The 17,840-nt window shown below is 48.7% G+C and carries 13 protein-coding genes, 1 pseudogene and 1 riboswitch; of the genes and pseudogenes, 6 read left to right on the top strand and 8 right to left on the bottom strand.

Annotated elements, in window-relative coordinates:
* Positions 1 to 892: pseudogene (locus ACK5NH_RS20495) on the bottom strand (metal transporter); the annotation flags it as partial.
* A gap of 301 nt (positions 893 to 1,193) precedes the next feature.
* Between ACK5NH_RS20495 and ACK5NH_RS20500 the strand changes: the two are divergent.
* Both ACK5NH_RS20500 and ACK5NH_RS20505 read left to right on the top strand, forming a co-directional pair.
* Positions 1,194 to 1,787, top strand: coding sequence for a YhgN family NAAT transporter (locus ACK5NH_RS20500; protein WP_416923062.1), 594 nt, complete (start codon positions 1,194 to 1,196; stop codon positions 1,785 to 1,787).
* Positions 1,788 to 2,080: 293 nt separating this feature from the next.
* Positions 2,081 to 4,891, top strand: a complete 2,811-nt coding sequence (locus ACK5NH_RS20505; protein WP_416923064.1) for an immune inhibitor A domain-containing protein — start codon at positions 2,081 to 2,083, stop codon at positions 4,889 to 4,891.
* Positions 4,892 to 4,950: 59 nt separating this feature from the next.
* On the opposite strand, the gene ACK5NH_RS20510 is transcribed toward ACK5NH_RS20505, so the two are convergent.
* Positions 4,951 to 5,520 carry a chorismate--pyruvate lyase family protein gene (locus ACK5NH_RS20510; protein ID WP_416923066.1) on the bottom strand — a complete coding sequence of 190 codons (570 nt, stop codon included), beginning with the start codon at positions 5,518 to 5,520 and terminating at the stop codon, positions 4,951 to 4,953.
* Between the two features lie 101 nt (positions 5,521 to 5,621).
* Here ACK5NH_RS20510 and ACK5NH_RS20515 point away from each other — a divergent pair, with 101 nt between their 5' ends.
* Both ACK5NH_RS20515 and rlmF read left to right on the top strand, forming a co-directional pair.
* Positions 5,622 to 6,032 carry a flagellar basal body-associated protein FliL gene (locus tag ACK5NH_RS20515; RefSeq protein ID WP_416923068.1) on the top strand — a complete coding sequence of 137 codons (411 nt, stop codon included), beginning with the start codon at positions 5,622 to 5,624 and terminating at the stop codon, positions 6,030 to 6,032.
* 59 nt (positions 6,033 to 6,091) lie between these two features.
* A complete protein-coding gene (gene rlmF / locus ACK5NH_RS20520) occupies positions 6,092 to 7,207 on the top strand; it encodes a 23S rRNA (adenine(1618)-N(6))-methyltransferase RlmF (protein WP_416923070.1) in 1,116 nt (371 codons plus the stop codon).
* Positions 7,208 to 7,248: 41 nt separating this feature from the next.
* Here the strand turns inward: rlmF and ACK5NH_RS20525 are convergent, their stop codons facing one another.
* The 4 genes from ACK5NH_RS20525 to moeA are packed head-to-tail and all read right to left on the bottom strand — an operon-like array spanning position 7,249 to position 10,307.
* Positions 7,249 to 7,545: a DUF333 domain-containing protein gene (locus tag ACK5NH_RS20525; protein WP_416923072.1), complete on the bottom strand. Its 297-nt coding sequence runs from the start codon at positions 7,543 to 7,545 to the stop codon at positions 7,249 to 7,251.
* Positions 7,546 to 7,570: 25 nt separating this feature from the next.
* Entirely contained in the window at positions 7,571 to 8,233 is a 663-nt protein-coding gene (locus ACK5NH_RS20530; RefSeq protein WP_416923073.1) for a Bax inhibitor-1 family protein, read from the bottom strand.
* A 47-nt stretch (positions 8,234 to 8,280) separates the two neighbouring features.
* The gene (moeB, locus tag ACK5NH_RS20535) at positions 8,281 to 9,042 is read right to left on the bottom strand and encodes a molybdopterin-synthase adenylyltransferase MoeB (protein ID WP_416923075.1); all 762 of its coding nucleotides are present in this window, start codon (positions 9,040 to 9,042) and stop codon (positions 8,281 to 8,283) included.
* A gap of 11 nt (positions 9,043 to 9,053) precedes the next feature.
* Entirely contained in the window at positions 9,054 to 10,307 is a 1,254-nt protein-coding gene (moeA, locus tag ACK5NH_RS20540) for a molybdopterin molybdotransferase MoeA (protein ID WP_416923077.1), read from the bottom strand.
* 328 nt (positions 10,308 to 10,635) lie between these two features.
* On the opposite strand from moeA, the gene ftnA reads away from it, so the two are divergent.
* On the top strand, positions 10,636 to 11,172 hold the full coding sequence (gene ftnA, locus ACK5NH_RS20545) for a non-heme ferritin (RefSeq protein ID WP_011620966.1): 537 nt from the start codon (positions 10,636 to 10,638) through the stop codon (positions 11,170 to 11,172).
* A 75-nt stretch (positions 11,173 to 11,247) separates the two neighbouring features.
* Here the strand turns inward: ftnA and ACK5NH_RS20550 are convergent, their stop codons facing one another.
* Both ACK5NH_RS20550 and ribB read right to left on the bottom strand, forming a co-directional pair.
* Positions 11,248 to 14,481, bottom strand: coding sequence for an EAL domain-containing protein (locus ACK5NH_RS20550; protein WP_416923079.1), 3,234 nt, complete (start codon positions 14,479 to 14,481; stop codon positions 11,248 to 11,250).
* Positions 14,482 to 14,843: 362 nt separating this feature from the next.
* Positions 14,844 to 15,497, bottom strand: a complete 654-nt coding sequence (ribB, locus tag ACK5NH_RS20555) for a 3,4-dihydroxy-2-butanone-4-phosphate synthase (RefSeq protein ID WP_416923081.1) — start codon at positions 15,495 to 15,497, stop codon at positions 14,844 to 14,846.
* A 207-nt stretch (positions 15,498 to 15,704) separates the two neighbouring features.
* Positions 15,705 to 15,939, bottom strand: a riboswitch (FMN riboswitch).
* Positions 15,940 to 16,179: 240 nt separating this feature from the next.
* Between ribB and ACK5NH_RS20560 the strand changes: the two genes are divergently transcribed.
* Positions 16,180 to 17,840, top strand: a 1,661-nt coding sequence (locus tag ACK5NH_RS20560) for a S9 family peptidase (RefSeq protein WP_416923083.1), incomplete at its 3' end; no start/stop codon positions are given.

The raw sequence follows: 17,840 nt of genomic DNA on the forward strand, positions 1-17,840 counted from the left end.
ACGCGGTGAGCACAAGCGCCTCAGGACCCGCCAAGCGTTGGAACCAACGGCGAGCGAGGCTGTTATCCTGCGGAGTTAAACCAAACTGGAATCGCAGCGCGGCCGCGGCATAGCTGAGTAAAAGTACCGGCGTTATGGTCATTAACCAAGTGGTGAGCTGTTCGGTGCTGTGATCGTGGTGGGCATGTTCATGGCCGCCAGAATCCATCAGTAACAGCACCATCAACAATCCAATCCCCAGTAAACTGCCGATACCGGCCTGATATTCATACTGGCCTTGCTTATCGGTATCGTGTTGACCATGGGGTTGATGCAGCACGACGTGCAGGATTGAACCTGTTACAAAGGCTTGTAAATAAACGGTATTATCTAAACTGAGCTGGGATAATAATTGCTCGCCCGCGAAATAACCCACGCCTGTGAGCAGCATCATGGCGACTAATACTAAACTCGCCCAACGGGTGCCGACTTGAGGTTTGAGTAACCACCAAATAGCAAGACCCACAGGTAGTCGGTGCACTATCACCCCAAGCGCCAATAGGCTGGAATTGCCATCGTGCTGCGCCAGCACCATAGCGCCGCCATCTGTGATGGTATGCAGTAAAAGACCGCCAATCCCGAGAGATAGGGTGAGATTATGGGTGATCTCTGAGTAGCGATGGAATAAGCGTTCGCTGGCTGTCGGTCCCCAGAGGCCGAGGACGACAAAGACGATGGCCAATAGGCCGCCATGCTCGAGCAATTCAGGCAAAATATGGATCAGCACTAGCCCGCCTAAAGAGACGAAGATAAAGCCATCGAGTCCCTTCTGTAAGCCGCTGCCCGATGAAAAGTAGCGATAAAACAGAGGCCCGATTAACAGTGCGATACAGCTAGCGAGAAGATAGAGCATGGATTCCACGAATTTTGCTGAAAAAACGCCATAGTATACCAGTTGAAATTAAAATGAGCAGCGACTTACTGGGAATTTACCTAGGGCGTGTTGATGTTTCAGGGTTATTTCGCTCGAGGAAATGAATCTTGCGGTCAAAGGTTTAATCTAGCTGCGCCCTAAGCATTCAGCGGGATGAAATTGACAATAGCCTAGCTGCTTGAGGCCATCATTAGGAATTTTATAGATAATTTTTCACATCTGTACCGCGAAAAAGTTATACAATATCGGCTCATGTTGGCTTGGGTGTTGATAAAGTTAAATGGATATATTTTCTGCTGCGGTAATGTTGTTTTTGATCATGGATCCCCTCGGTAATTTACCGATTTTCGCGTCGATTTTAAGGCATATCGATCCGAAAAAACGTCGTAGGGTTTTGATCCGCGAACTGATTTTTGCATTAGTGATCATGTTGGCCTTCCTGTATGCCGGCGAAGCCATCTTAAGTTTCTTAAATCTGCGCTCTGAGTCAGTCAGTATTGCCGGCGGGATTATTCTGTTTCTGATAGCCATTCGAATGATTTTCCCTCAGCCGGGCGGCGTGGTTGGTCTCGCGGCGGGAGAAGAGCCTTTTATCGTGCCTATGGCGATTCCCTTAATGGCGGGACCATCGATTCTTGCGGCGCTGATTTTACTGGCGCACACCGACAGCTCCCGCATGGGCGACTGGACGATAGCACTAGTGTCAGCTTGGGGAGCGAGTGCGATTATCTTAATGTTCTATAAACTCTTTACCCGTATGTTGGGTGAAAAAGGGCTAACGGCCGTAGAGCGCTTGATGGGGATGGTACTGGTAATGATATCGGTGCAAATGTTCCTCGATGGGGTATCAAACTATATGAAAACCGCCAGCTAAACCCCGTGATGTTGAATAAGAACCGCATTGACGCCGTTATGCGGTTTTTTTATGCCTAAATGGCGATGAAGCTGGTTTGCTGAATAACAGCTGACAAAAGGTAAAAAGAGCCTCCTTTCCGAATGTATCAAGTTGTTACGTTGAAGTGGTCTTGATATGTTTTTGCATCCCGCTAAATCGGGGAATGTATTCAAGACAGCGAGCCGCTAAGAACAAACTTGCCATAGAGCAAATAGGCACTAGCCTTAGAAAATAGCTTGGCTACAGCGCACATTGTGACGGAAGGAAGAGTAATGCGAAGTTCGAGAAGTATCACAGCGTTTGGATTGATATTGGCCTTGCTGAGTAGCGCAAGTATTGCGGCGCCCAATCATACGCCAGCGGATGCAGGGGTCATTAATAAAGAAAGGATCCTCTATTGGCTGATCAAGCGGGGCGAAGTCTCCGCAGATGCCAGCGACAGCGTTAAGCAAGCGGCCGTTGAAGCCTATATTGCCCGCGCCAGCTTAGCTCAACCCAAAGAGCCGAGAATGGTGATTGAGGCCGAGCATGACAGACTGCAGAAAGTTAAATCGACGGCGATGATGCGCGCACCCGCACAGCGAGTTTTAGCGGATGCTGACGTGACCAAAACGGTGAAGGTGCTAACCGTACTGATTGATTTTCCAGATTTAAAGTATAACAACAATGGTTTAACGGCGAGTGATACCGACATGTATTACTCAAGCTATCCTGCTTCCCACTACAAGAATTTACTTTTCTCCACCACTGGCTTTACTGGTCCGCAGGGCCAGATCTTAGACTCGGCCTATCAATATTACCAAGCCGTTTCAGGCAAGACCTTCTTCTTTACTGGCGACGTGAAAGGCTGGTACACCGCGAGCCAAAATGCCGATTACTATGGTGTGAATGATGCCGAAACGGGTAGCGATGCCCATGTTACTGAGCTCGTTAAAGAGGCGGTAACCCAAGCAGTTGCCAATATGTCGGCCGCTGAACTTGCAACCTATGATATTGAAGACCCATATGATTTAAATGATAACGGCAATTTAAACGAGCCCGATGGCATTATTGACCATGTGATGATTTTCCACTCCAGTATTGGGGAAGAAACTGGGGGAGGCAAATTAGGGGACAACGCGATTTGGTCGCACCGTTATTATGTTGACCAGAGCACGCAAGGTTACGCCTTGCCTGGGGCGAGCAAAAAACTTTTCGGTTATACCATTCAACCTATCGATGCCGCGACTGGGGTGTGTACCCATGAGTTTGGTCATGATCTTGGCTTGCCCGATGAATATGACACCACGGATAACAGCAACAAAGATGGTTCTCCCGTAGGTTTTTGGTCTTTGATGTCGGGTGGTAGCTGGGCGGGTGCGATTCCAGGGTCTAAGCCTAGCGGTTTTAGCCCCTATGCACGCTCGTATTTACAGGAAAAATATAAAGGTAAATGGTTGAATGAGCGTGAAATCAACTTAGATAGTATTCCAAAATCTGGCATGGAAGTGACACTGAATCAGGCGTCAAATCAAGATGTAGTGAACCAGATTTCGATTCCACTCCCCGCAGCACCGATTGCTTTTAAAGCGCCTTATCAAGGGAGTTACCAGTATTACTCTGGCCAAGGAGATATGCTGACAAACAGCATGAGTTTTACGGCAAACTTACCTGCGACGAGTGACAAACTCACGCTTGCGATGCAGGCGAGTTGGGAGATAGAAGCCGACTACGACTATATGCAGGTCAAAGTCAACGGTGTGGCGATTGCGGGCAATTACACTAAGTCCGTCAACGCGATTAACAGCGCTCGACATATTATTACCGGTAACTCATCGAGTATTTCGACAGCAATAGGCAGTGATGCTTGGGTGGGGTTGGAATATGATTTGTCAGCCTATGCAGGCAAAAACTTGACGATTGAATTTACCTATGTGACCGATGAAGCGGCAATCGAGTCGGGTATCACTATCGACAATATCAGTATCAAGCAAGGTGCAACTGAGCTGTATGCCGATAATGCCGAGGTTGCGGGTAAAGCCACTCTGGCAGGTTACAGCCTGATCACCAATACGCGTCCTGGTGCAGCATCCCGCTACTTAATCCAATTACGCAGCCACAATGGCGTCGATGCGGGCTTAAAGAACGAAGGTTTTGACCCTGGTGTGCTCCTGTGGTTAGAGGATTTTAGTTATTACGATAACAATGTCTCAGATCATCCTGGACGCAGCTTGATCGGGGTGATCGATGCGGATCAAAACATGATTGGTAACAACTCGACCGATATACAAATCCGCGATGCAGCCTTTAGCCTTGTCAGACAAACGGCTTATACCGGTGACACTAGCCTCGAGCCAGTGAGCCTGTTTGACGATAGTTTCGATTACAGTGCGCCGCTAAAACCTCAGTCTGGCATGTTGCTGCAAAAACTCGGTTTGACTATGCAAGTGGTCTTCCAAGCCAGTGATAACAGCACTGCGGTGATCCGTTTAGCCAATGCGAATGCCGATCCAGCATTAACTCCCTTAACGGCGGCAATCAATCTGAACCAGAGTGGCTTAACTGCTACTGTAGCTGCTGTGGTTGATGGTGGCGAAGGCGCATACACTTATGCTTGGGATTTTGGTGTTGCGGGAGCGACCAGCACTTCAGCGTCGGCGACTTATACCTACGCAAATGCAGGAACCTATACACTGACCTTAACGGTAACCGATGCCGAAGGCACAATCGCCACTGCCACTAAAACGCTTGTGGTGAGCTTGCCCTTAACCGCTGGTTTTAGTGCCAGTGCCAACCAGCTGACTGTGAACTTTAGCAACACCTCGGCAGGTGGCGTTGGTAGCCTAAGTTATACATGGAACTTTGGCGATGGCACCTCAAGCACTTCGGCATCGCCAACCCACACTTACACTCGCGCGGGCACTTACACTGTCACGCTGACGGTGAAAGATACTCAAAACGCTACCGCGAGCAGCAGTTCAAGCGTTACCGTGACAGCACCAACGACGCCTGCTGAAACATCGAGTGGCGGCGGTGGTGGCAGTCTAGGCTGGCTGAGTCTGATGCTGCTCGGTGGCTTTGCGTGGCGTCGTCAGCACAAATAAGCGGATACGCTAACGAAAAATGCCTCTGATATAGAGGCATTTTTGTTTTCACTTAAGGATTAGGGTTGTAGCCTAGTCATTGCTTGTACCGCAGCGGGGAGGAACATTTCGCTGACAAACATTTCCTCTTCATTATGGTGAAAATATCGGCGTCGGCCCCAGAGTTCGTGTTCGACATTTTGCGCTAAGCTTTCGGCGAGCTGGGCGAGGCGGCTATCGGCGGCAAAGCGGGCGATTTCGATGCGACCTGGCACAAAACTGTCTTGGCTAAATAATAATTCGCCGAGTGGACGCGTACCTAGGCCTAAAAAATCGGCTTGGCGGGTCGATAATAAAGACTGAGGGATCAAGGTTCTAGCAAATACCCAAGGCACAGAATCGAGGCAGAGTAAGACTTCGCGTACCCAAACGGCGTTTTGCTTGGGATACTCCCCTTCGAGCGGGGCACATTGGCCTTCACCGAGGATTTTGACTTCGAACTTATCGCAACAGCCCTTGAGCTTTTGTGTCAGGCTTCCCGGAGCCAGTAACCATTCTTTAAGGGGAGAAGAGGGAAGATTTTTGGCGTTATCGGCACAAAACCATTGAATAGATTCGCCATAGGGAAAGCTTAAGCTGGTCACATTCATTAAATACTCGTTACAATATAAGCAAACGTCGGCAGTCTACCAGATAGATTGGGAAGTTTCTTCCATTGACCATTATTGTTTTTAGGGAGCTGTAAACCGCGATGAAAAAATTATTATCAGCCTGCCTGATCTTATTCAGTGTTGTATTGAGTGCATATGCGGCCGACGAAAAAGAAGCGGCTCCCGCTGGGGATTACGCTTACTACGGTTTTGAACCTGAAATCGTGACTAACTATATTTCAAACCGCAAGAAACTGGGGTTTGTGAAGATCAGTGTCGAGCTGATGGTCAAAAATCCCGATGATCTCGTCATCGTCGAGCGCCATGATCCGCTGCTGCGCGCCGCGATTATCGAAGTGCTGGGTAATCAGGCTGAAGAAAAGATTAAGTCTCTCACTGGGCGTGAAGAAATTCGCCGTGAGTGCTTCGATACTGTGAATAATCTGCTGACCAAAGAAGCGGGTAAACCTCTAGTGGTCAACCTACTGTTTACCTCCTATCTTTATGATTAATCTCGCCAATATGCTAAGGGCAGATCCTTGGATTAGCCCGCCCTTGTTGATAAGTCATTATGCCTAAGCCCACAGTTAAAACTACCGCTAAACCTGCGACTTCAGCCGCAGGCAAACGCAGTAAGTCAAGCACGCCTGAAAAGCCAAGCAGGCCAAAGTCGGTAGCTAACCCCCAAGCCGCCAGGGCCAAAACGGCAAGCAAGCCAAAAGTAAAACACGGGGAGAAGAAGGACTTACATCCACGTAATTTGCATATTAATGGCTATGACTTTCCGGCCTTGATGGCAAGTTACCCTAAGCTGAAAGCCTTTGTCCGGCCAACGCCCTACGGCGCGCTATCTATTGATTTTGCCGATCCCTTGGCGGTGAAAACCCTGAATGCGGCTCTCTTGAAACATCATTATGGGCTGGCGTTTTGGGATATTCCCAAGGGCGCGCTGTGCCCGCCAATTCCTGGGCGGGTCGACTATCTGCACTACTTGGCCGATCTCTTATTTGAGGGCGCTAAAATTAAGCGCGCTGCGGGGATACGCGCCTTAGATATAGGCACAGGGGCGAATGGGGTTTATGCCATCTTAGGGCATCAAGTTTATGACTGGCAGTTTGTCGCCTCGGATATCAATCCTCAGTCGCTCACCAATGTGCAGCGGATTATCGACAATAACCCGAGTTTGCAGGGGCACCTATCCTTAAGGCGGCAACAGGATGAAAAGGCGGTCTTTAAGGGGATGATTCAGGCTACTGACCGCTTCGAGTTAACCCTGTGCAATCCTCCCTTTCATGGCTCGTTAAAAGAAGCGAGTGAAGGCTCGCTGCGCAAGGTGCGTAATCTGCAACTCAATCGTGGTGAGCAGCCTAAAGCGACCAGCGCGACCTTAAACTTTGGTGGTCAGGCGGCGGAGTTATGGTGCCAAGGGGGAGAAAAGCAATTTTTAGCCACTATGACCCGCGAGAGCCAAGCGTTTGCCGAGCAATGTTTGTGGTTTACCAGCTTAGTGTCGAAGCAGGAGAACCTTAAGCCCTGTTATCAGGCTTTGGCAAAATTGGGTGTCGATACCGTTAAAACCATCGAGATGCAGCAGGGCAATAAAATCACTCGAGTGCTCGCGTGGAGTTTCCATTCACAGGCGAAACGTCAGCAGTGGCGCGATGAGATCCTAAGCGCGACAAAATAAAAAGGCGCTTAACGCGCCTGTGGGTTTGAAGCAATACCCCATTACTGCGCTTTTTCCTGCGGATGGTCGCGGCGAAACAGCGCCCACTCATCAATTTTTTCACCGCTTGGCAAAGTACAAATGCCAAGCTCACCTTCAGCTGTCTTTTGGATTTCCGAGGTGCCGCCCAGTGAGACGCAGTATTCGGCGGCAGGGTTGGCGATTTGAACTTTAGTACCTGCTTTGGTTTCTGTTTTTACTTCGGCGGGAGCCTGCGTTACTGGCTCGGTTTTTTCGCCGCAGCCGACTAAGCTGCCGCAAATGACCAGGCCAATTAACAATGGTGATGTAAATTTCATGCAGTTTTCCTTGTCGTTGAGTGACTTATTTGCGTCCTAAAATCCGCAAGATACGCAGAAATAGGTTGATGATATCCATATACAAAGCGGCGGCGCTGTCGACGGCATTATCGACCGTCTTAGGGATTTGATTCGCGCGGCCCCAATCGTAGCCAATATAACCGCAGAAAATGAGCACGACTATCCAATCCAAAATGCCGTGGTGGGTATTAAAGATAAATATTTCAATCAGTTCTACGACTATCACTAGTAACAATGCGATAGTCAGCACCCCAGCGATTTTCTGGAAGAAAGCCGGAAACAGCGTCCCCAAGCACATCATGGCGATAGTGACTAGGCCGGTTATCCTAATTGCCTCGGTGACCAGCTCTGGATCGTACTGGCTGACGACCATGTTGATGATTAAGCCGAAGGGCACCACCACAAAGTTGTAGCCAATGAAGCTGATTACGGGATTGTTGGAGCGTTGAAATAGGTAAATCCCAAAGAAACAGGAGGCGAAGTAACCGATAAAGAAAATCCACGGGTTAACGCTGGCAATCGCTTCTGGGTCGATATGGGTGACCATTATATAGTTGACGGCAAAACCCCAAACAAGGGTTAAGCCGATCACTAAGTTATAAAGTCCCGCCCCTATAATAGTGTCATCGGTAGTGCGGCGGTCGAATACGCTGTTTTCAGAATCCATTTGATTTTTATATCCTTAATTGTTGAAAGCGTGCCAAGTATACCCTGTTACTGACTACAGATCTTGCAGTGGGGTTGTTTGGGGAGTTTCATTTCGCGAAACTCCATGGTCATGGCATCGATCATCAAAATCCGGCCGGCGAGTGTTTTTCCCATTCCTGTGATGACTTTTATGGCTTCAACCGCCTGTAAGCAGCCGACCATGCCGACCACTGGGGCGAGGATGCCTGACTCGACGCAGCTGAGTTGCTGCTCGCCAAAGAGTGAACTAAAGCAATGATAACAAGGTGTTTGTTGTTGATAGTCGAATACAGTGACCACACCTTCCATGCGAATCGCAGCGGCCGAGACTAGCGGGATCTTATGCTTAAAACAGCTCTGGTTTAATTGCTCACGCACACTCACATTATCGGTGCAATCGACCACAATACTGTGGCTGGCGACTAAGGCATCGATCTCATGGTCATCCAATACCGCATTGATCGTATTGATTTTTACGTGGGGGTTGAGCCGATTAAGACTCAGTTTGGCTGACTCGACCTTAGGTTGGCCGATAGTGGCATCATGATGCAGAACTTGGCGCTGCAAATTAGAGAGTTCAACCGTATCGAAATCCACTAGGGTGAGCTCGCCAATGCCTGCTACCGTCAGATATTGTCCTGCCGCGCAGCCTAAACCGCCTGCACCAATCATCAATACTTTGGCGAGTTTTAAGTGCTCTTGGCCGTCGATATCCATCGCCTTGATTGAGATTTGGCGGCTGTAGCGGGTGAGCTCGCTGTCGCAGAGGATCTCTAGTTGTTCGTTCATCGAGGCGTACCTTAGCAGAGCACTGAGTTAAAAGGTTCAACCGTCACTTGCGTGCCCGCAGGTGTATCCCCCTGGAACTGCTCCAGCAGCACGAAGCAATTCGCCAGACTCATAGAGGTCAACATGCCCGAGCCTTGGCTGCCCGTGATCGCCACTTCTAACTCGCCCTGTGCATTGCGCGATAGAATACCGCGTTGATACTCTACCCGGCCGGGTTGTTTACGCACGGGCGTTGTCAGGGTGGCAGGCAGCATCAGTGGTGCTTTAGGGGTTAAGCCCTGCATCTTGTTTAGTATCGGCCACACCAGCTTGTAGAAGGTCACCATGGAAGAGACGGGATTGCCCGGTAAGCCGCAGAATACCGCTTTGCCTATGCGTCCCATGGCGAAGGGCTTGCCTGGTTTAATCGCGAGTTTCCAGAAGGTAATTTGGCCTTCTTCATCAAGAATTTGCTTAGTAAAGTCCGCTTCACCGACCGAGACGCCGCCCGAGGTTAGTACCATATCGGCTTGACTCGCAGCATGACGAAATGCTTGGCGGATCGCCTCTGGGTCATCGGCTATCACGCCTAAATCCAGCCATTCCACATTGGCTCGGCTGAGTAAACCTTGGATGGAATAACGGTTTGAATCGTAAATTTGTCCCGGCGCTAAGTCACTTCCTACGGGGCGTAGCTCATCACCTGTGGAGAAAAACGCGACTTTGAGTTGGCGATAAACCCGCACCTGACTCACACCAATAGTGGCTAATACCCCAAGTTCGGCGGCTTTAATTTCGATGCCCGCTTTCAGCACTTTAGTGCCTTGTAGCAATTCTTCACCACGACAGCGCACATTGGCGGCCTTAGCCTTAGGGTGATTGATTTGGATTCGATTGCCCTGCGCTTGGGTCTCTTCCTGCATTTGCACTGTGTCATAACCTGCGGGAATTGGCGCGCCCGTCATAATGCGGATGCAGGAGTTTGGGGTCACTTCACCCTCAAAGCCATGTCCCGCGAAGGAGCTACCAATCAGGGTTAACGTGGTTTGATTGGTTTGGCTATTTAAATCGGCAAAGCGAAAGGCGTAGCCATCCATTGAGGAGTTATCGAAGGGCGGCAAATCGATACAAGAGGCCAAATCCTCGGCCAATACACGGCCAAGCGCATGGGGAAGGGTAACGACTTCGGTGTCAGACACTGGGCTAACTTGTTCAAGCAGAAGGGGAATGGCTTGATCTGGATGCATTAAGCTAGGTTGCGAACAAGGATCGGCTTTCACGGACATCGGGTCTTCCTTATGGGCAAAAGATTGGGCAAATATGGGGGCTATTATGCCACGCTGTGCTTGCTTGGCTATGATCTGCATAGGAGTTTATGTGATTTGTCAGACAGTTTCCCCCTTAAGTGTTGCCTAAGGTGAATCCTTCTACTTTGTGATTTTGCACTACAGATCAGGCGGCGCTAAACGCGAGTCTATGAACAAATGCAAATCATTTTTATCAATGAATCATTAACTTAGCTCTATAAACAAAGGTAAATTTTGTTGCTTTTGGTGACGCCCTTCATGACAATGTGTGCCAAGATTTCAGTTCGAATGCCCAAGAGGATTAACTATGCTGTCTGCAACCATGATCGAAAAGTTGAATGAACAAATTAATATGGAGTTCTTCTCCTCTAATTTATACCTGCAAATGAGCGCATGGTGTGAAGATCAAGGCTTTGAAGGCGCAGCAAAATTTATGCGCGAACATGCGGATGAAGAGATGGGGCATATGCGTCGTTTGTTCACCTATGTAAGCGAAACGGGCGGCTTACCTCTGCTCGGCGCGATTGAAGCGCCACAGTCACAGTTTGATTCTCTGCTGGCTTTATTCGAGCTGACCTATGAGCACGAGCAATTGATCACTAGTAAGATCAACGCTTTGGCCCATGCTGCATTTTCAAACCAAGATTATTCCACCTTCAACTTCCTGCAATGGTATGTGGCTGAGCAGCACGAAGAAGAAAAGCTGTTTAAGTCAATTGTTGATAAGATCCGTTTAGTGGGCGAAGATGGTAAAGCTCTGTTCTTTATCGATAAAGATTTAGCTAAGTTGGCATCAAAGGGCGGGGAGAGCATTATGAACCCCCAGAGCCAACCACAGGCTTAAGCGCAATTGCGATGATAAAAAGCAGCCTAGGCTGCTTTTTTATTGGCAATAATTCGGGCTAACAGGGCCAATCCATCAAGAGTTTACGCACTTTTCGTGCTGCCCTAAGCGTAACATTTTCGGCAGAGTCTGACTTAGTAGCGGCGTAATATCATTAAACGGCAAGGGTTTAGAGAGCAAATAGCCTTGGGCGTAGTGGCAGCCTAAGTCGCGGAGGAATTTCCATTGGGCTTCGGTTTCTATCCCCTCGGCCACCAGTTCCATTTCAAGGCTCTGTCCCATCATCACGATGGCTTTGACTAGATTAGCATTCGAGCTGTTATCGAGGGCGTTTTCCACAAAGCTTCGGTCTATCTTGATAACGGAAATAGGGAATTTCTTCAAATAACTCAAGGAAGAGTAGCCAGTGCCAAAGTCATCAATATAAATCTGCGAGCCTAAGTGGCGAATGGATTCTAAGGTGTTTAGGCAGTGGCTTGCATCGCCCATCAGCATGCTCTCGGTAATCTCAATATGCACGTTTCTTGGGTTGATATGGTGACGGTTGAAGCATTCCTGAAGTACTTGGTCGAAACCGATACCGCGGGTGTTAATGCATTGGCGGCTGGAGACATTAATGGCGACATTCAGGTGGAACCCCATAAGTTGCCATTGTCTCAGGTCGTGCATGGCTTGGTTGAGTACCCATTCACCCATAGGCTCGATGAGTCCGGTTTCTTCGGCGATACCAATAAACTGGTCGGGTGGGATCAGGCCTAAGTCGGGATCTTGCCAGCGGATCAGTGCCTCGAGGCTACACACTTTACCCGTTTTCATATCCACAATCGGTTGATAATGTAGGGTAAATTCATCTTGCGCCACGGCGCGGCGTAGCCGTTGTTCCAGCTCCATGCGGGCAAACATGGCTTGGTTCATTCCCGAGGTGAAGTACTTGAAGTTATTTCGTCCGGCGTCTTTGGCTTGATACATGGCCATTTCGGTATTGCGGGTCAGTGAACTCACATCGAGCCCGTCTTCTGGATAGACACCAATTCCGAAACTGGCGGAAATTTGGATTTCCCGTTCATTTAAATTAAAGGGAGTCGCTAGTGTTTCAATGATACGGCTCGCCATATGCTCAATGGCAAACTCATTGGTGACACGGGGGAGAATAAGCACAAATTCGTCACCGCCGATGCGGGCGATAAAGTCGTTCTTACCGGCAATATTTTCTAGCCGTTTGGCGACATCCTGTAGCAAGAGGTCGCCAGTCGCATGGCCTTGCACGTCATTGATATATTTGAATTGGTCTAAGTCGATCAGCAGAATCGCCAGCTTGCGGGAGTCATGTTGGGCGAGTTGGATTTCATGCTGTAGGCGCTCGTTAAACAGCTTGCGGTTGGGTAGCCCTGTGAGAGTGTCGAAGTTGGCTTGATACCAGAGATCCTGTTCATATTGTTTACGCTTACTGATATCCATAAATAAACCAATATGTTGGATTATTTCGCCCCGTTCATTACGCACCACAGTAATGGCGAGGTACTCGGGATACACTTGGCCATCTTTGCGCTTATTCCAGATCTCGCCTTCCCATTTACCTTCTTTATGCAGTGCTTCCCACATGGCGGTGTAGTAGTGGGTGGTGTGACGTTTCGAACTTAAAATCGATGGACTGCGACCCTTAACCTCTTCGAGGCTATAACCTGTGATCTGACTAAAGGCTGGGTTAATCAGCTCGATATGGTTATCGGCATCCGTGACCATAATGCCTTCTGCAGAATAGTTAAATACGGCGGCGGCACGGCTTAAGGCGTGGTTGGCCTTTTGGCGCTCGCTGATCATCCGATTCATTGCCTCAGCCATGCGAGCCAGCTCATCGGAGCCGGAAGCATCGATATTGATATTGAGCTGCGGATCGGCGGCCATTTGCTGCATATCATTGGCAATCTTAGTGATTTTTACCATAAAGCTGCGAATGATTTTTCGTCCGAGCCAAAGGGTAATTGCCGCGGTAAAAATCGCCGAGAATAGATATAACCCGAGCAAACTGAGCGACTTAGTCTGTTCAACCTCACTCTGATGCGCCATTTTTTCGGTGATTTCATCACTGATGGCGTGCAACTTATTAATCCTATCGCTAGTGAGTGACCACCAGTGCTTACTGCTGACCGGATGCGGTGGCATTAGCAGTTTATTGATTGCAGCGCTTAGGTCCTGGTCATCCACTTGGATAAGTGCGCTGATTTCTTCGAGCGACAGTTGCTGATGCTTCAACTGCTGCAACTGGGTCATGCAGAATTGATATTGATCTATGCTGTCTTCAATGGTTTTAACCGCGGGCTTAAGATCAGGAATATTGCGGATCTCATGATTTAGCTCGTCGAGATTGAGTTGAATAATCGACAACGCCTTAGTAAATCTCTCCAGCGCAGCCCCGTTTCCCTTAATCAAATAGTCTTGAAAACTGTCAATTAACCCGCCGTAACCTAAATGCGCATTGATATTTTGCACTAAGGTACTGACGCGGATTTGTTGTTCTATTTGTTGGCTTATCTTGAGGATACGTAGGTTTTCGGGGGAGGTTTGCACCTTGCGGATTAAGGACTGGCGGTCGGAAATCGAGGCATTGCTGGCATGTTCAATCGCTTGGCCATATTCATACATGATAGTGCTGATCGCGCGGTAGTCATTAATGCTCAGCGTCTGCGACAGCAACATACGATTAATCGCACTGCGCTCTTTTACCGCAAGTTGTTGCACCATGAGTAAATTAAGCAAATCCGTGTAGGCCCTAGACTGGCTGATATCGTTAGTTTGTAACTGTAGTTGCTGGATAAGCTTGACCAGTTCAGTGTTGAACTGGTTATACAAATCGATAAAGGCCTTAGGATGTTGATCTAAGGCTTCTTGACGACCGGATGTCAGCTTGTGACTTAATAGCGTTAGAGTATTGAGCTGTTCCTGCAATTGCACTGTGGCGAGCGGGTTGCGGCCAATGGTGGACATCAATGTGCTTAAGGCTGAGCCATTCAGTAGGGCATCGAAGGCGTCGGAAGTAATCTGTTGTTGCTGTAGCAGGCGTGTTTCTTCTTGGGGGGACGCGGGAGCAGAGAGCTGGGCGCTAAGGCCATATTCATTATGCAGCTGGTAGAGTAATTCGGTGGTTTGTGCTGTTGCCTGTATTGCCAAATGATTTTGATTGGCGGAGCGATATTCCTTCACTAGCACATACATCCGCGACAACACAAAAATACTCATCATCAGCAAAGGTAGCAGTGAAAACAGAATGAGTTTCTGCTTCAGGCTGAGATGCTGTAGCGTGGATGGCATGTAAACTTACTCCTACTTTTGCCTGGTTGGAGACATAAAAAATCAAGGCATAACCTTGATGTGTTGAAAGTGAAAAAGACCAGGCACTGGGTGTGGATATTTAACATAGAAGCAAGAGGGTCGCGACCACTAGTTTATGGATTTCTAATCTAGCTCACGAAATTCAGTTATTTATTATATATAACTAACATATTATTTTTATTAGTGTATTTGCTCGCCTAGCAAACAAATAATTTGTTTGTCTGTGATATTCCACGGATTTGGTACAAAGCCTAAGATGATGTATCAAGAAAGACCGGAAAATAAAAAGGACGTGAGCAGAGCCGACGTCCCTTAAATCGTATCCCGTTTATGGGCCAAATTTAGCCGACATTGGCTAATAACGACTTACGGTAAACAACGATATCTTCAATCGTCAGCACTGGCATATTGTGCGCGGCACCAAAGGCGATAATTTCGGGCAGGCGCGCCATAGTGCCATCGGGATTGGTGACTTCACATAACACGCCCGCAGGCTTGAGGCCGGCCAGTTGCATTAAATCGATAGTGCCTTCGGTATGGCCACGGCGAGTTAATACGCCGCCGGGTTGGGCGCGCAGTGGGTACACATGGCCTGGGCGCGCTAAATCACTCGGCTGAGCATTGTCGGCGATAGCGGTTTTAATGGTAGTGACACGGTCAGCAGCCGAAACGCCAGTGGTGACACCCACTTTAGCTTCGATACTCACGGTAAAGGCGGTGCCATATTGGCTCGAGTTGTTTTCGACCATAGGTGGCAGCTCAAGGGCTTTGACCTTTTCGTCTGGTAAACACAAACACACGATACCGCTGCATTCGCGAATCAACATGGCCATTTGCGCATTGGTCAGTGACTCGGCAGCAAAAATTAAGTCGCCTTCGTTTTCTCTATCTTCGTCATCGACGACCAATACACCTTGGCCTTGGCGCAGGGCATTTAGACCCGCTTCAACGCGTTCGATAGCAGTACCAAAAGGAGCAAGTAAAGACTGATTCATGGTTAATATCCTTCAAAAATACGACATGGGAATTTCCAGAATCAGGGCGTGCAGAAATACAGCTTTTACCTCAAAGGGATTGAGCTGTAGCAATAGACCCATTTAAGCTCAATGGCTTACATCGGTAATTGCAAAATATGAGGCTAACATTCAGATGACGGCTTTCGCTCATTGGTTGAAACGAAGCGCCTGCATCCTAATGTTGTCTTACATTCTCTTCCATCCGGACTCAGTACCGTTGCAATGTTTGCAAACAGTCCATTACCGTCGGCTCTGGAATAGTAGCGCTCGATAGGCGTTAACCATAACGAGACAAGCTAAGTCACCAGATCTGCTGACCCCGAAATTGCGTTCGGGCGCTCGCGGGCTTTAGTGTGAGTGAAAATAGCTCACTGCACTATTTACCGCCGGTGGGGAATTTCACCCCGCCCTGAGAATTGTTGTTAGGCTTTGGCCTAAAAACGCGGTTATGTTGCGCCTATTTAGTTGGAATGGCAATAAAATCGCGCCTTCAATTGGGCAATGTTTGCGCAAGCGCACAATGCCTTGAGATCCTTAAGCAAGCGCAATCTTTAGGAAACTCGCAACAAGCGCTAGCTTGGGTATATCATATCCGGCACATCAACTTATTGGCTTGCTGTCGTGCCCCACGATGGTGTTTGAACGTCACAAGGACGTATAAATGCGCACTCTGCTGCTTACTTTAGGTCTTGCTATGCTATTACCCGGTTGCTCCACTCCAAAAGGGCAAGTCTCTGCGCCCGTTGCGGAAAAAATCCCCCATGTGATGACCTTGCACGGGGTCACGCGCACCGACGATTACTACTGGATGCGCGATGATAAACGCCAAGATCCTAAGGTATTGGCGCATCTGAATGCCGAAAACCGTTACACCCAAGCTTACTTTAAGCCGCTTAAGTCATTGCAGGATGGGCTGTTTAACGAGTTGACTGGGCGGTTAGTGGCTGATGAGTCGAGCGTGCCTTACCAATGGCATCAGCACAGCTATTACCGCCGCTACCAAGAGGGCGGCGAATATCCGCTGATCGCTCGCAAAGGCAGTGACGGAGTTGAGCAAATGATGCTGGACGTAAATGAGCGCGCCAAGGGCCATGAGTTTTATGGTTTGGGCGGTGTTAGCGTCAGCCCAGATGAAACCATGCTGGCCTTTGGTGAAGATGTGTTAAGCCGTCGCGTGTATAACATCTACTTTAAAGATATTGAGTCTGGCGCCATGATCACCGATGTGCTTGAAAACACAGAGGGTCGCATCGTTTGGGGCAATGATAATCGCCATGTGTTTTATATCGCCAAAGATCTGCAAACCCTGCTGGGTTACCGTGTATATCGCCACGAACTCGGTACACCACAATCGAGCGATGTGTTGGTGTATGAGGAGCAAGATGATGCTTACTACATCTCCCTCGGCAAGAGTTTAGACGAGTCGCAAATTGTGCTGTTCCATGAGAGCACCACCACTAGCGAAGTGTCGGTGCTGGATGCAAACGATCCACTAAGCCTGTTCAAACCTGTGCTGGCGCGGGAAGAAGGCCATGAATACAGCGTTTCTAAACTGGGCGACAGCTATTACATCCTGACCAACTGGCAGGCGACCAACTTCCGTTTGATGAAAGTGGCGATTAAGGATGCCGCCGATAAGTCCAAATGGCAGGAAGTGGTTGCCCATAATCCCAATGCGCGTATCGAAGACGAGCTGGTGCTGAAGGATTATTTGGTGATTCAAACCCGCGAGAATGGCCTGACGCGCATTAAAGTGATGCCATTCAATGGTCAAAAGCCCTTTGAGCTGAGTTTTGATGAACCCGCCTATGTGCTGGGTTTAGATGTTAACGCCCAGCAAGATAGCGATAAGTTACGGATTTTCTACTCGAGCCTGACCACGCCCGAGGCGATTTATGAGTACCACTTAAGCAATCCCGATAGACGCGATCTACTCAAGCAGGAACAAGTGCTCGGTGGCTTCGATGCCAGCCAATATCGCGCCGAACGTTTATTTGTTACCGCCCGCGATGGCGCTAAGGTGCCAGTGTCCTTGGTGTATCGTAAGGATAAGTTCAAGAAAGATGGCACTAACCCTCTATACCAATATGGTTATGGTTCATATGGTTACACAGTAGAGCCTGACTTTTCGTCGTCGGTTATCAGTCTGCTCGACCGTGGCTTTGTATATGCCATTGCCCATGTGCGCGGCAGCGAAATGTTAGGCCGCCCTTGGTACGATGCGGGCAAGTTACTGAATAAAAACAATACCTTTAATGACTTTATCGATGTCACCACCGCCTTAACCGAGCAAGGTTATGGCGATAAAAATAAAGTGGTGGC

This window comes from Shewanella sp. (genome assembly GCF_047975355.1).
Taxonomy (GTDB): domain Bacteria; phylum Pseudomonadota; class Gammaproteobacteria; order Enterobacterales; family Shewanellaceae; genus Shewanella.